11 protein-coding genes are annotated in these 14,424 nt (G+C 49.6%); 1 reads left to right on the top strand and 10 read right to left on the bottom strand.

The features are described from left to right. Window positions 1-2: 2 nt before the first annotated feature. From Q397_RS22530 to Q397_RS0113280, 10 genes are all read right to left on the bottom strand, one after another. Complete coding sequence (locus Q397_RS22530; protein ID WP_051610014.1) at window positions 3-2,150, bottom strand: MFS transporter; 2,148 nt, start codon at window positions 2,148-2,150, stop codon at window positions 3-5. Next, window positions 2,143-2,916 carry a hypothetical protein gene (locus tag Q397_RS0113325; RefSeq protein WP_028879838.1) on the bottom strand — a complete coding sequence of 258 codons (774 nt, stop codon included), beginning with the start codon at window positions 2,914-2,916 and terminating at the stop codon, window positions 2,143-2,145. The genes Q397_RS22530 and Q397_RS0113325 overlap by 8 nt, the downstream gene beginning before the upstream one ends. A gap of 11 nt (window positions 2,917-2,927) precedes the next feature. After that, on the bottom strand, window positions 2,928-4,934 hold the full coding sequence (locus Q397_RS24245) for a SpoIIE family protein phosphatase (RefSeq protein WP_051610013.1): 2,007 nt from the start codon (window positions 4,932-4,934) through the stop codon (window positions 2,928-2,930). After that, a complete protein-coding gene (locus tag Q397_RS0113315; protein ID WP_028879837.1) occupies window positions 4,934-6,148 on the bottom strand; it encodes a hypothetical protein in 1,215 nt (404 codons plus the stop codon). Before Q397_RS0113315 ends, Q397_RS24245 begins: the two co-directional genes overlap by 1 nt. Continuing rightward, entirely contained in the window at window positions 6,145-6,855 is a 711-nt protein-coding gene (locus Q397_RS0113310) for a hypothetical protein (protein ID WP_156950722.1), read from the bottom strand. Before Q397_RS0113310 ends, Q397_RS0113315 begins: the two co-directional genes overlap by 4 nt. A 244-nt stretch (window positions 6,856-7,099) precedes the next feature. Further along, complete coding sequence (locus Q397_RS0113300) at window positions 7,100-8,932, bottom strand: hypothetical protein (RefSeq protein ID WP_028879835.1); 1,833 nt, start codon at window positions 8,930-8,932, stop codon at window positions 7,100-7,102. Between the two features lie 13 nt (window positions 8,933-8,945). Continuing rightward, on the bottom strand, window positions 8,946-9,401 hold the full coding sequence (locus Q397_RS0113295; RefSeq protein ID WP_028879834.1) for a type III secretion system chaperone: 456 nt from the start codon (window positions 9,399-9,401) through the stop codon (window positions 8,946-8,948). A gap of 188 nt (window positions 9,402-9,589) precedes the next feature. Further along, the gene (locus Q397_RS0113290) at window positions 9,590-10,174 is read right to left on the bottom strand and encodes a nucleotidyltransferase family protein (RefSeq protein ID WP_038013947.1); all 585 of its coding nucleotides are present in this window, start codon (window positions 10,172-10,174) and stop codon (window positions 9,590-9,592) included. Continuing rightward, a complete protein-coding gene (locus Q397_RS0113285; RefSeq protein WP_028879832.1) occupies window positions 10,171-11,184 on the bottom strand; it encodes an XdhC family protein in 1,014 nt (337 codons plus the stop codon). The genes Q397_RS0113290 and Q397_RS0113285 overlap by 4 nt, the downstream gene beginning before the upstream one ends. 9 nt (window positions 11,185-11,193) lie before the next feature. Then, window positions 11,194-12,375 (bottom strand): amidohydrolase family protein, encoded by a 1,182-nt coding sequence (locus Q397_RS0113280; protein WP_028879831.1) that lies wholly within the window; start codon window positions 12,373-12,375, stop codon window positions 11,194-11,196. Between the two features lie 307 nt (window positions 12,376-12,682). On the opposite strand from Q397_RS0113280, the gene Q397_RS0113275 reads away from it, so the two are divergent. Then, on the top strand, window positions 12,683-14,389 hold the full coding sequence (locus tag Q397_RS0113275) for an aldehyde ferredoxin oxidoreductase C-terminal domain-containing protein (RefSeq protein WP_028879830.1): 1,707 nt from the start codon (window positions 12,683-12,685) through the stop codon (window positions 14,387-14,389). The last annotated feature ends 35 nt before the right edge of the window (window positions 14,390-14,424 follow it).

The raw sequence follows: 14,424 nt of genomic DNA, 5'->3' as shown, positions 1-14,424 counted from the left end.
ACTTACCCTTCTGCTGTCTGTTTGACGGCGGAATTATTAAAAATGAAAAACATGGCGAGCGTGATCACAAGGATCAACCCACCCAGCATGCCCATTGCACCTGCATAACTCGTAAAGGACAACAATGCCCCAATCAGCAACGGTCCCATAACCGACCCCACCCGTTCAGAGGTGCGTAAAATACCAAGAACCTGTGTGCGCCCGACGTCTTTTTCGTCCTCACAAGCCTCCATGACGGCGGCAATCAGCGGTGCCTTGATGATGCCGTGCGCGACCCCAAGCAACGCAACAGCAGCCACCAACGCCCACACGGTTTCGTAATAAGAAAAGACCACCAGCAACAGACCGGAGAAGAGCGATCCGAACACCACAAGTTCCTTAACCTTTTGCGTGCGATCGACAAAGCGGGCTGCAATCGGACTGATCGGAATGATGATAAAAGAATAAAGCATCATAATCCGTCCGGTTTCAGCCGTTGAAGTGCCGAGACTGACCAAATAAAGCGGGATGAGGTAATAGAAAAAGCCTGTCAAAACGATCTTTGTCGGGATCGCACAAAACGCGACAAGCGCAACAAATCTGGTATTTTTAATCAGGACACGCATCGCAGAGGGCTTTTTCGACGCTCCGATCTCGGTCGCTACCTGTTGCTTTTCATCGCGTACATCCGATGACAACATGCGCCATGCCAACAGGCCCGCACAGGCCGCAAAGACAGCACTGATGAAAAACACGGGGTGATAACCAATCCGATCCGCAATAATCCCACCAATCGCCGTACCGCACATGGTCGCACTCATCAACACGCCCACAAAAACCGCCATCCCCTTGGCGCGATTTTCCTTGGAAACAACAGCGGCGATATAGCCCTGACAGGAAATGGTGATGATCGCGTAGCCGATGGCTGTTGAACTGCGCCAGACCAGCACGTCATAAATATCATTTGCCAGCGCACACCCGATATACCCCGTAATGGCCGGAAATAACCCGAACAAGAACAAACGCTTGTTGCCAAACTTATCTGCCCAACTGCCGGCGAAGGGTGTAATTGCCGCAATCACAAACATAAAGATCGCAATAGGCAAGCCGATGATCATATCGCGCGACAATCCAAGGACAGGGCGATAAAGCTCATCCACATACAGCGGCATAAAGGACTTTTGCAATTCTTCCGCAAAGGAAAACACAAACAACGGAATACGCGCATCAATAACACTTGCCTGACTGCCCGATGACATCAGCATTCCTTGCAAGTTAAACCGTTTTCCCAGCTTTTCAAACTCCCGCGCAGCCCCGGCATCTTTGGAAAAGACGCGTTCATGCAAACGCTTGTACCTTTCCTGCAAATCAACGGACGTATTGTTCAAGAGAGTAATCAGGTTATTGATCTCGTCCCCCCATCGTTTGGTATGGGAAATCCGGCCAAAATCGCTGTTGGATTGCTTACGTAAAATTTCTTCCACTTTGAAAATCGGCAGGGAGACGTTCATCATCACCATGACCAGAATAAACTCAAATGAAACCAGAACCACCGTGACAAGAATGATCAAGATGTCAAAAAACACATTGGTCAATTCCCCCCGAATGAAGTAACCGTCCAGACCGATGTAAATCTTGCCATAGACCTGCCCATCATACTTCAGTTCGATCGGTGCGGTCAGAACATCGCGTTGATGATCCCCAAAAAACGGCGTCAGGGACAACAACTGCATAAACCCATTGCTGAAATGGCCCAGCACATCTTCTTGCCCTGCCCGTTCCGTCTCCCCAAGCGACGCATTTTTCAACAGGGCCGGATCAAAAACAAAATCTTCATCGCCGCCTCTAAAGACCAGTTCATCCTGCGGGGTTGTGACGTAGATATAGAGAAACTCGTCATATTTGGACACGATGCCATCCAGATAGGATTTCACACCCGCAATCTTTTCAAATGGAATACCTGCATCCAAGGCGCGATTCATGTCTTCATGAATGGAATTTGCCGTCACATGGGCTTTTCGTTCCAACTCAGGGCGCAAAGACTGGTTGATTTCAACCAACGCGTAAAGGGTACTGACCATTGAGGCAAAAATAACGACCAAAATCGTCACAAACACCAAACGACGATTCATATCCGACGTAATAGTGTTGGAGGAACTGAAATCATTCATGAGAACCTCCTTTCCCCAAAGGCAAAATTCTGTTTTGCGCGGCTTCGAGTTCTTTCATAATAATCAACTGGTTTTCCCGAGCTTTTTTGACATCGTCACTCAAATATGTCGCGCCGTGCCCGCCGTTTGCCGGCAGGTCAGGCTCCCTCAATTCGCTGTAAACCGATTTGTAAAAACGATGGAATTTCGAAAAACTGACCTTTATCAAAATACTAAGAAGCACCGCAAAAGACAGAAGCGTGATAAAGGCGCCAAAGGTCAATTTCTGGAAAATATCAGATATCGCAACATTGTATTCCGCCTTGGAATATTTGATCACCACCCCGCCTAATGGCAGATCCACCGCGTTTTTCAGGTTCAATCCAATCAACAGATAGTCGTCTTCTTCGACAGTCCATTGGGATTTGGTTTCCGATGACACATTCTGCACCAGAACCTCCTCCATTTGATGGGATACCCGATCTTTAATCGAGCTATATAGGATACGACCATTTGTGTTGATAACCGCAATTTCCTCAATACCGTCGTCCAGTTTGCTGCTGGTTTCCAACATGCTTTCCAGCTGGTTAATCTCTTGAAATTTCAAGCCAAGGGACGTCGCATGCTCCACCACATTTTCAATGGAACCGGCAACAACCATCAAGCGTGACGACACCACACCGGACAAGATGTTTTGATATTTCATGTAACTCATAAAGACAAACAGGGTGAGCATCAGCGTCAACACCGTGATCGTCATCACCAAAAACTTTAAATAAAGCTGCATTTCACCCTCATTTACGATCCCTGCTGTCCCTGCCCCAGATACCGTAGGCCAACGATTGTGATGTCATCTGCCTGCGGTACTTCACCTGCAAAATCATCCACGCATTTTCTAAGGCCTGTTGGTAAATCAGCAATATTTTTGTCCACGAAACCGTCTAGCGCTTTTTTCAAACGGTCTTCGCCAAACAATTCTTCTTTATTATTAAAGGCCTCTGTCACACCATCCGTATAAAGGACAAGCATGTCATCCGGCCCCAAAGACAGGCTGGCTTCTTCAAAGTCCATCCCTTCCATCACCGCAAGTGCCATCCCATCCGGCATTTCTACAGGCTGGCTCTCTCCTTTGCGCAACAGGTAGGCCGGATTGTGGCCCGCATTGGCATATCTAAATTCACCGGTTTTCACATTGATCTCGCCATACATCATGGTGACGAACAGCATCTGTTCATTTTCCGCACTCAACAGATCATTCAAACGATGCAGGACCTGAGAAGGGGACAAGCCGAACATGGCAGTTGATTTCAAAAGCGTACGTGAAATCAGCATGAAGAAAGCCGCTGGCACACCTTTGCCCGATACATCAGCAACCACAACCCCGATGCGGTCCTCATCGATTTCAAAAAAGTCGTAAAAATCACCGCCGACTTCTTTTGCCGCCTTCATGGTGCCATGTAATTCAACCACGCCGTCGACCACAAGGTCACTGGGCAGCACCGACGTCTGAATTTGCCGGGCGATATCCAATTCCTGTTCTAGCGCAACCAGTTTGGTTTTATGCATCAGGGCTTCACGCAGCTCCGCAACCAGCTTGTTCACTTCGTCATACTGGTTGGCTACACGGGTCGCCATATGTTCAAACCCTTCCGCCAGCATCCCCAGTTCACCCTTTTTCTTATTCTTGCGCGCACCGGTTTCAATCGCTGACAGCTCTTCCATCAAGGTTTCAGAGAACGGACTACCGAGACGGTTTGCCAGCTTTTCCATCTGTTGGCGGATAAAACGTTGCTGGCGACCACCAAACCGTTCCTGCCGTTTTTGTTGATGAACGATCTCGCGGTTTTTCTTTCTAAAATCATCGACGGCCTTACTAAGATCGCCGATTTCATCCTTACGCGCCTGAATATCATAATAGACTTTTTCACCTTTGGTCAGGCGATCCAGGATATTGATCAGATTATAAAGCCGAGCAAAATTCTGACGGATATAACTACGAAGCCCCAACAGCAACACGCCGATAAAAACAATAATTCCCATCAAGGCCGTGTTATGGACCAAAGCCCCTTTCTTCGCTTCGACAGTATCGTCAAACAGAAGAGAAAAATACCCCAAGACGCCCCCACCCAAGTCACGCAAAGTAAACGTAGAGCTATCAAAATGACGATGGCTTCCCGTGACCGGGCTGCGAAAATTGTCTGTCGGCGTTGTCTTGATCGCTTCCGACAAAACCGCCGCAATATCACCGCGTCCCGTGACCCGGTTGCCCTGCTTATCCAGCAGGATCATCTGCGCTTCCATTTCTGTTTCCAAAAACAGTTCCAGATTTGAGATCGGGATAATAACGTTCAATAATTCCTTTTCAGACTCATTGATCGCCTCTAGCGCATAAAGGCCAATGGCAGCCACTGCGCCCTTACGGTCCCGTCCAATGGTGTGAAACGGATTACCGTCCTGCAACACCTGCTTGATCACCCAATCAGGTAGCAAAGGCGACAAATGCGGCCCAACCGCATCGGTGGAACTGAACTGGACTTCAAGTTCGGTATTTAAAATTTCAAACGCCGCTTGATCCTTTTCCAAAGGCACGCCATCGCTTGTTTCCAGTTCGTCGAAAAATTTGACATGTTGATCAAGGCGATCATGCACCGTCTTAGTCAGCACTTTTTTCTGGAGATCAAGGATGATCTGTTCATTCAGCTTATTCACTCTGTCCTGACTGCTATCAAGATAGATAAACAGACCGCCCAGCATCATGAAGCAGGACAAGGCAACAATAATAATAATCCGGTTCTGGAGATTCATTAGATCTTCCCTCCAAAACGGGCCAGCAGTACATGGCCTACCAAACCAACAAGAGCAATTGCGCCAAAGGCATAGACGACCTCAATCACCGCAAACTGGGCCAGCAATAAAGCGATCACCAGACCACTTGCAAAGACACATAAAGACCAAAGCGTCCCTTTAGTCGCGATCATGCGCTGCTTTTTTGCCTCAAACGAGCGCAGATAGGCCAACAACACCACACATGAAAAACCACTGGCTATCATCTGTTGCTCTGCGCCACCGGCAAAAACGAGTACGATCAAGCTGCCGACCAGCCCGCCCAGACACATCAACACGTAACGTTCTGTAGACGGACGGCGATCCTTTGCAGAGGTTTGCCCCATCTTTTCCAAAAAGCCGAAAGTCTCAACAAATTTGGCACGTTCCTGCTCCAAGGTTATGGCGACATCGGGATCGAAAACAGCTTCGCGCACCTCGACAAAGTCCTGTACGATCTCGCGGTAACTCTCCCGCATTTTCTTAAAAAGGGAGTTTTGCAATCGCACCGCATAGCCAAACTCACCGCCGGACGGACCATCCACAATAAAGTTCGGCTTTTGGGCGACCATATCTTCTTTTTGACGGGCCAATAACCATTTTGGCTCGAAATACAATCGTTCCGCAACCATGGCTGCCACATGCCACAACAAAACAACAACCGCCAACACCGCAAACAAAACGCCGCTGCCCGCATCAATCAGCACCTCTTGCGGATAGGACAGTTCCACCCCCAAAAACAGACGGGCAAAATCCACACCGTCGTGTGACAACGTGCGCGACATAATCAAAAAGTCATCCACATTTTTGACCATATCCTCCTTCATCGCCCCAAAATCCACATGAGCGACTTCATCCTGCAGGGTGCTGCCGGCGTGGATGCGAAAAGGCTCTGCAATTCCTTTTAAGATGACAAACTCAACCTCGTCGTGAGACATGAGCAAGTGATTGAAATACTCTTCCAGATCCCGCTGCACCGCTGGTTTATCCAACGGGATGCCCACAGAAGCCGCCAGCTCCAAATCTTCCGAAATGCGGCTTTCCAGGATATGCGCTTTTTCCAAGAACCCTTGTGACAGCGTGTTCTTCATATTTTCAAGGGTCATACTGCCAATGATCGCCAAAGGCACAAACAATGCCAGAACAAGCGCGCAGAATAATTTGAGGTGAAGGAGAGAAAGGGATTTACGTGTCACGCCAGTTTATCCAGTTCGTTTATTTTTTGTTGAGCGTTCTCAAAGTCCGTAAAGACCTTTTGGCTAAACTTAAAGAATGGGTCATGGTGTGATGGTGTCAGCTTGGCTTTATCATCCATCTCCTGCTCCAACAAACTGACCGTCTCTTGGACGATCTTTCGCTCTCGCGCGGTCAACAGATACAAAAGTCCCGTTGCCAGCCCCCCTCCAAACACAACGACCCCGATCCCGGTCAACCAAAACAAAAGCGTGGTATAGTCAGATACTTTGGTCAGATAGCCTTCATCCATTTTGACGACAAGCACCCCGACAATTTCCCCATAGGGTGAATGGATGGCGCGCAAGACATCAAGGTGCTGACCTTGCGTTGGCGTCTCCCCCTTTAGCAACTGCTGTATCCGCGGTTCGCCTTTTTCACCGATCAATGCAAAGTCGCTGCTGTACAACCCGTTTCCATTAACATCATAAATACTGATACTGCGGGTTGCTGCACGATCCCGGTTAACCACATCGACCATACGGCGGGCATCGTGGGACAGGTGCAAGGGGGCGCCAACAGACAGGAGATATTCGATGGTCTCTGCCGTCGTCTCCGCAATCAGGTCCCCGCGTGAAATCAGCTGAGACACCTGAATTTTACGGTGGCTATCGTGCACGGCCACCGCAATGACCAACACCGAAACCACCAACATGACAACTGCGGCCATTATCTTTTTTTCTATAATCTTCAGGCCAAACATGATCGCGTTTCAACACCTATGGGCAGTAAAATCCAAAGAAACTGCGCAATCCGGTGATTGCACAGGCGTACGGACGCAAAAGCGCCTTATCTTGGTAGGTAACATCCTCAACTAAAAAGTTTTCAGACTTTTTCCTAATCACCAAAAAAAACTAAAAAGCCCATGCTGCACTTCATCAAATCATACAAAGTGCAGCACATTTTCTATCTTTTTAGGGTTGGGCTTCAACCGTTTGCATAATGAACGAAGGCTCATCATCCAAGATCACGACCTTCGGCAAATCGGTCACGTCATCGCGTGAAATCCGCAAATTCATTTCCACCTGCAAAAAGGATTTTTCAGGGTCGAGTTCCTGACTGGACGGTTTCCCCGGCACAGTAGACATCAACATGTTCAAGTGCTCCCGCTGTAAGAACTTGACGTCAAAGCCGCCTTCCTCATTGCGCGTCACATCAAAGATTACGCGCTTGCCAACTGCGCTGCTGCCTGTAACCGCCTGAAGATCATCGTAAAGTGCTTCCATGATCGGTGCAAAAGCTGTCTGGTTGGCAACAGAACTTAACAAACGTACATCAAAGACGTCCAACCAGCCATTTTCGTTACGCAAACCATCCAACAGACCAGCTTGTGGGTTATCCAAATTCGAGAGATTTTGACCGTTCAAAATAAAAGTACCGCGCCCGACATCGGCAGTGAACTGTTTATTGATGTCATTATCATTGAAATCACCTTCAGCCATCGGCCAGAAATCAGCCGAATTGTAAGTAGACGTCAGGTCATCCTTTACGTTGATACTAAATGCTTTCTCCTCGCGAATATTCATGCCAACAGCGCGCATATCGCGGATCATTTCAGTCGGGACTTCACCCAAATGCCCATAATATTCCTGATCGATATCATTGCCGAAACGACCTTCATCAATCCCTGCCGCTTTGGATAAAACATGCATCATCATCATAGCCGTGCTTTGCATATCATAAAGGTAGACTTGCTCTTCCTGACGGCCAAAGCGGGCCATAGCCTCATCGCTTTCGACAAAATGAAGATCCCCCATCATGCCGGCGCCCGCGAGTTTGATCAAAGGCTGCAAATTCGGCGTGATCGCTTCATAAGCCGCGGTTGCTTCCTCTTCGTTCAAGCCTTGTGCGACCATAGCAAGGTCAAAGACATTGGCGCGGAATTCAACATTCTGATCAGCACCCCAGTCATCAGCCCCCGGAATACTGCCCAGATTATCAAAATGCGTATTTGTGAAAGCATGCATTAGCGGCAATGAGGTCCCACCCGCCGACATATCCTTAAGCGAATTGATCAACTCACCTGCAGTCGTCGCCGCCGCTACAAGCACATCAAGATGCGCCGTTGTCTTGACAGATGTATTTTCCAGTACGATTTCAGCGAGCTTGGTAGCCATCTCCTGACTGATATCCATTGTGTCGACATGAGCAAGCATAGCGACACGTGATTGAAGCAGCTTTGTAATTTCAGTTTCAGCCGCAGTTTTAACTTCATTTTCCGTCTGGCGGCTTTCGCTTGAAGCCACATCACGGATTGTCGCGCCCGAAACCTTACCCTGAATACGGCTCAGATCATATTTGCTCTGATCTGTCGGCAAGCCCAAATCCGTTGCAATACGACTGAAAATCGCGTTAAATTCGGGATTTCCAGGCTTACTGAATTTTGCAACCAAGTCCTGATTGTCCTGACGAATTTCTTTCACCTGTTCATCCAGCGATGTCAAAACTTGTGAAATTTCGCGAGATTTCAACGGTTGCCCACCTTCATGGCTATTGCGCACGATACTGGCGGCGTAATCGCCCAACTTGCCGGGATAACGGTCTTTAATCGCATTGCAGAAGGACTGCATCACTGTGCCGTTTTCCTGACGGACCGACCCCGGTGCAAAGGTCGCCTGAAACCAGTTGGCAACCTTGCCAAAGAATGATGTTCCACGGGTAGACAGACCGTCATTGCCCTGCATTTTCACATCAGCTTGCGGATTGTTCGCCGCAATATTTTTAAAGTCGTTTAATGAAATTGCCATCTGTCACACTCCCCTATCCACGGATCCCTTGAAAACCCGGCTCCATCTCGCTGACGGCCGCATTGTCGTTGCCTGACTTTTCCACCACATCACGCCAGTAAATCGCCGCATCTACGAAAGAAGACAGCAGCGTTTCAAATTCTGTGCCGTTGATGCGTTCAATATTAAAGGTTTGAGACAGGGCGATGATTTTATCATCAACGCTATACCCCAGCGTCTTGCCGCCTGTATGCTGGCCCAAGAAATTGGCATTCAACAGCATGGTCATGGTTTCAACTGACGGCGCTTGAGAAACTTGCTGTAGCGCTGAATAGAAGGTCATTTCCTTTTCGCCGCTATCGAGTTCCATGTTCACCCCTAGACTGTCAAATGACAGGTAGCAGTAATTGCGATCATCCAGGCGTAGCTCCGCCAAGCCGATTGAACGGCCCAATTCAGAGATGACGGTATCGATATTGCGTTGCGACATAAGGCACTCCATAATTGTAATTGCTTCTATGGAGTAGGTAACGAAGCGCAGAAAAAAGTTTTCCAGCGTCCCTCGTTTTTCAGCCCGCCCCCCGGTAATCTTGAGGCGCGATAAGGCTTATGTACGACAAAAATTATTTTTCTCTTGGGAGCATTTTCCACAAACATCCCGCTTTTAGAGAACGCGTTTTAATCCCGCTGGCCTTGCGCAAATACCTCAAGGTCACGCACGGTATCAATATCATATTGCGCATTGGGAAGATCAATTTCCATCACATCGCCAGCCCTGCTGTTCAACAACTTTTTCGCCCCACTATCCCCCGACAAAGCGATCAACTCGGCAAACTTCTCTTTTGGAAAAAGGGCAGGAACACCGCGCTGCCCCGCATACCGGGCGCACACGACGCATCCCTTGCTGGCGCCGTCCAACACCCGTTCAAGGTCTGCCATCGTCACGGCGACCTGATCTGCCAACCCGATTAAAATGGCATCATACGCCCCCTGATCCACCACTTGCGCAACACCGTGGGAAAGGGAACTCCCCAGCCCTGCTGCCCAGTTTTCATGAACCATGACCGTTACACCCCGCAACAATGGGATTATTTGATCGCGATAAGCCCCGACAACAACATACGTATCTTCGCGAACCCTTTCGGGCAACCGTGTGATCGCCTGCTCAATAATCGTCTGACCAGAAGGCAAGCGCGCCAATTGCTTGGAGGACCCAAAACGCGAGGCTTGACCAGCAGCTAATATCAGATAGGCAATTTTCATAAAGTCTTCGATAAAGAGGTTGCGGTACGGCCATGCAAGGCGGCATGACATTCCGACAGAATAGACAAAGCAATCGCTTCTGGCAAATCCCCACCGATATCCAGCCCCGCCGGACCGGAAATCGGCACAATCGCATCCTGCCAGTTTATCCCCGCTTCGTCCAACACCGTATCATGGCGATGGCGCGGCCCTAAGAGGGCGAGATATTTCAGGCTTTCCACCTTATGCAAATCTTTCAAGGCCTGTGCATCCAGACTGACACTATGGGCCATGAGGACAACCGCATCGATGCTACTCTCATGGGCATATTGGGTCAACTCAGCGCCCATTTCCCGCCCAATCACGTCTGCGCTTGCGAAAAATTCTTTTCGGGCATTTGCGGCGCGCGGATCCACAAGGCTGACATACCACCCCATCCGCTTTGCCATTTCCACAACCGGCATGGCATCGGGGCCACCGCCCACGATCAACAGATGCGGATCAGGTCTGATCTGCGTGACCAGCCACTCCGCCCCCTCTCGGGACTCTAGCGTTGAGCGTTGTGCGATATCAAAATTTTGCAAGGGACCGTTAAAGTCAAACGTCGCTTCGGGTGCTTGTTTGTCCGCGATCAACTGACGATACACCCCGCCGCGACGATTATTCAGCGCCTCGCGCAGGTCGGACAGTCCCAGATCATTTTCAGCGGTGATCGGCTGCAGGATAATATGGACCACACCGCCGCAGCCGATGCCGATTTGAAACGCCAAATCATCCTCGTCCTGTGAATCATAGGTCAGCAGCAGAGATTTACCTGTCTGCATCACCCGTTTGGCATTCAGCTTGATATCGGCTTCCAGACAGCCGCCGCTCAACAGGCCATATTGCTGACCAAACCCATCTATCAACATCATAGCCCCCGCCTTGCGATAGGCGGATTTTTCTGTTTTATAGATGGTGCCCAGCACCCATTGGGTATGATCTTTATTTTCAAACCAATGATTTAAGGCCTGTGAGAGGTGGTTTGCCATAAACGTACCTTACGCCGATCTAACGATTTGTGGCAAGGAGGTTGCTGGCGGTGTATTGCGGCTACGTTCTGTGCGCACAATCCCGTCAATAATCGTCATGCCGATCCCCGGCAAATCACCCAGTTCGATACTTTCAAGGATGGTTTTGCCCGCAGTATGTTGTGCTTTATCCATAATCACAAAATCAGCAGACTTGCCGACCTGAATAAGCCCACATTCCAGATCGCGCATTTTTGCCGTGTTACCTGTTGCAAGACAGATCGCCTGTTCCGCCGGGACATCGCCAAGGGACGACAACATGGACACCATGCGCAAAATCCCCAAGGGCTGCACACCAGACCCTGCCGGACCATCGGTACCCAGGATCACACGTTCCAGCTGGTTTAATTCGCGTGCTGTGCGCAGGGCCAACAAGCCGGATCGTTCGTTGCCGTTATGGACAATCTCGATCCCGCGTCCGCAGCTTTCACACAGGCAGGTAATCTGATCATCCGGCAAGGCTGTGTGCCCGCCATTGATATGCCCGATAATGTCCGCATCCGCTTCCAGCACCACATCTTTATCAATCAGGCCAGAACCGGGAATGGACGGCCCGCCCGTATGGATCGTACTTTGGATACCGTATTTACGCGCCCAGGCGACCATCTCTTTGGCTTCATAGCCCGCCTTGACGCTGCCCAGACCAACTTCGCCCAACAGCTTAACGCCTGCTTCCGCCAGTTCTTTAAAATCGTTTTCTTCCATACCCTGTTCGATGACAGGCGCGCCTGCGATCACCTTTACGCCGCTGGGACGGAAGTTTTCAAAAGCCCGTTGCGACGCAATCGCCATGGCTTTTAGCCCAACAATATCTTTCGGGCGGCCCGGCATGTGTACTTCCCCGGCAGAAATCATGGTCGTGACCCCGCCGTTTAAGGAACTATCAATCCAGCTCATTTGGTTTTGGCGCGGCGTCCAATCACCTGCAACAGGGTGCACGTGACTGTCGATCAGGCCCGGGGTTACGGTCGTGCCCATGGCATCGACAACCACTTTCGCACTGTCCACATCCACGTCTTTTTCATAACCGATCTGCTTAATCAGCCCGTCTTCAACCAAAATTGTATCGGCGCTGAGAACCGGATTTTCCAGATCACCACTTAAAATCAAACCGATATTTTTAATCACCAAAGAATTTTTAACGCCACTCATGTTGAAGACCTCACTGCCTGTTTCTATTCCATGGGTACAAGCCCCCCAAACAGATCGAGAAGCCACCTTTAAAATGAGTGTGCTAAATTATTTGTATACCGTCAATTAATTTTAACCATTTCAATAATTTTTATAAAAAACAACCAGCCTCACATTTACTTAGTAAATCATAATAAATTGATTTAAAACAGTTTTTATATAAATACCCATACCAATCAATTTGTTTGCATACATACACTAAATAAATTAGTATACTTGCAAAAAAACAATAGATGAAAAGACACCATTCAACCGGAGGCTTGCCCCCATGCGTAAATATTTTCACATTGATCTCAACGACAGATCAATCGAAACACAGACCCTCAGCGGCGAAGCGCTAGCGCGTGCTGGACGTCATTTTATTGCAAAGACATTGTTGGAAAACGATGTCGCAACTGTTGATCCCCTCTCCCCCGACAATCCGCTGATTTTCTCAGCGGGGCCTTTTGCCGGGTCCAACTTCTCCAACGGTAACCGCCTCAGTGTCGGCTGTAAAAGTCCGCTGACCGGCGGCATTAAAGAAGCCAACACCGGCGGCACCTTCGGTTTTGCCCTTGGCCAACTGGAACTGTCCGGCCTGACCCTTTATGGAGCGTCTGACGAGTGGGTGGTCATTCGCATCACCAAAGAACACGAAATCACTTTCGAGTCTGCCGAGCCTTACATGGGCCTAGGGAACTTTGAAGCTTCCCGCCTGCTCCATGAAAAATATGGCGATAAAATCAGCCTTGCCCTGTGTGGTCCGGTGGGGGAATACCTCGGTCTCACCTCCGGCATTGCCTTTACCGATCCTGAACAACGCCCGGTGCGCCTTGCGGCCCGCGGCGGTGTGGGGGCAGTTATGGGAGCGAAAAAAGTCAAAGCCATCGTGGTTGACCGTCACAAAATGCCGCCATTCACTGATCGCAAAAAGTTCATGGGCTCCATCAAACAATATGGCAAGCTGCTGCGTGAACAACCGGTTATTGAAAACTTCGGCAAACTCGGTACAGCCATGGTCGGGGATTACACCAACACCATCGGCGGCATGCCGGTGCGCAACTTCAGTTCCGGTCAAATTCAAGACCCGAAAGACGGTCCCCTACAAGTCGGCGGTCAATTTATTGCAGAACTGAACGCGGGACGCGGCGGGGAAACGACACATGCCTGCATGCCGGGCTGTATGATTAAATGCAGCAACGTCTATGTGGATGAGCAAGGCGAAGAAATTTGCTCCCCCCTTGAATATGAGACCATCGGCTTGATGGGCACCAACTGTGGTCTGACCCACCCCGACCAGATCGCGCGCGTCAATCATATCGCCAACGATCTGGGTGTGGACAGTATCGAAGTCGGCGCCATGATCGGTGTGTTGATGGAAGCGGGCGTCGGTGACTTTGGCGATGAAGGCTTTATCAAAGACGTCCTGACGGAAATGCATAAAGGCAGCGAAAAAGGTCGCCTCTACGCCCAAGGAACAGAACGTGTCGGCAAACATTTTGGCGTCAAACGTATACCGGTGATCAAAAAGCAAGCCCTCAGTGCCTATGATCCCCGCGTCATTGAAGTAACAGGCGTGACCATGATGCTAACTGCCCAAGGGGCTGATCATACGGCAGGCAATATGCACTCTATTGTGTGCGATGATAAAACCACTGAAGAAGTGACCGAACTCAGCATGGGCGCACAGAAAAATAGTGCCGCAGCAGATTCACTCGGTCTTTGTGTCTTTGGACGCTCGGTCACCGAAGCCAATTCCGAATTGATTGTGGAAGCCATCAACGCAGCCTACGGCTGTGAGCTAGACCCCTCGTTCGTACTGGAAACAGGGCTTGAGACTCTGAAGATGGAGCATGAATTTAACCTGCAAGCGGGTTTCGTCACCGAAGATGACCAACTGCCGGACTTCTTCTACAACGAAGCTTTGGCCCCGTCCCATAAAACCGCCCGCCACAGTGCCCAAGCGGTGAATGAGGTCAGATCAGCTCACTTCTAAGCCAACCAAAACAAAAAGGACCGTACCCGATAAAG

The sequence above is a fragment of the Terasakiella pusilla DSM 6293 genome, assembly GCF_000688235.1.
Lineage (GTDB): Bacteria > Pseudomonadota > Alphaproteobacteria > Rhodospirillales > Terasakiellaceae > Terasakiella > Terasakiella pusilla.
The sequence above is the reverse complement of the archived record's forward strand: the minus strand, read 5'-3'. Positions and strand labels throughout refer to the sequence as shown.

Bases quoted from the DNA above. Each gene is read 5' to 3' on its own strand.
- Q397_RS22530 (WP_051610014.1), bottom strand. From the start codon at position 2,150: ATGAATGATTTCAGTTCCTCCAACACTATTACGTCGGATATGAATCGT.
- Q397_RS24245 (WP_051610013.1), bottom strand. From the start codon at position 4,934: ATGAATCTCCAGAACCGGATTATTATTATTGTTGCCTTGTCCTGCTTC.
- Q397_RS0113325 (WP_028879838.1), bottom strand. From the start codon at position 2,916: ATGCAGCTTTATTTAAAGTTTTTGGTGATGACGATCACGGTGTTGACG.
- Q397_RS0113310 (WP_156950722.1), bottom strand. From the start codon at position 6,855: ATGGCCGCAGTTGTCATGTTGGTGGTTTCGGTGTTGGTCATTGCGGTG.
- Q397_RS0113285 (WP_028879832.1), bottom strand. From the start codon at position 11,184: ATGGCAAACCACCTCTCACAGGCCTTAAATCATTGGTTTGAAAATAAA.
- Q397_RS0113290 (WP_038013947.1), bottom strand. From the start codon at position 10,174: ATGAAAATTGCCTATCTGATATTAGCTGCTGGTCAAGCCTCGCGTTTT.
- Q397_RS0113295 (WP_028879834.1), bottom strand. From the start codon at position 9,401: ATGTCGCAACGCAATATCGATACCGTCATCTCTGAATTGGGCCGTTCA.
- Q397_RS0113300 (WP_028879835.1), bottom strand. From the start codon at position 8,932: ATGGCAATTTCATTAAACGACTTTAAAAATATTGCGGCGAACAATCCG.
- Q397_RS0113275 (WP_028879830.1), top strand. From the start codon at position 12,683: ATGCGTAAATATTTTCACATTGATCTCAACGACAGATCAATCGAAACA.
- Q397_RS0113280 (WP_028879831.1), bottom strand. From the start codon at position 12,375: ATGAGTGGCGTTAAAAATTCTTTGGTGATTAAAAATATCGGTTTGATT.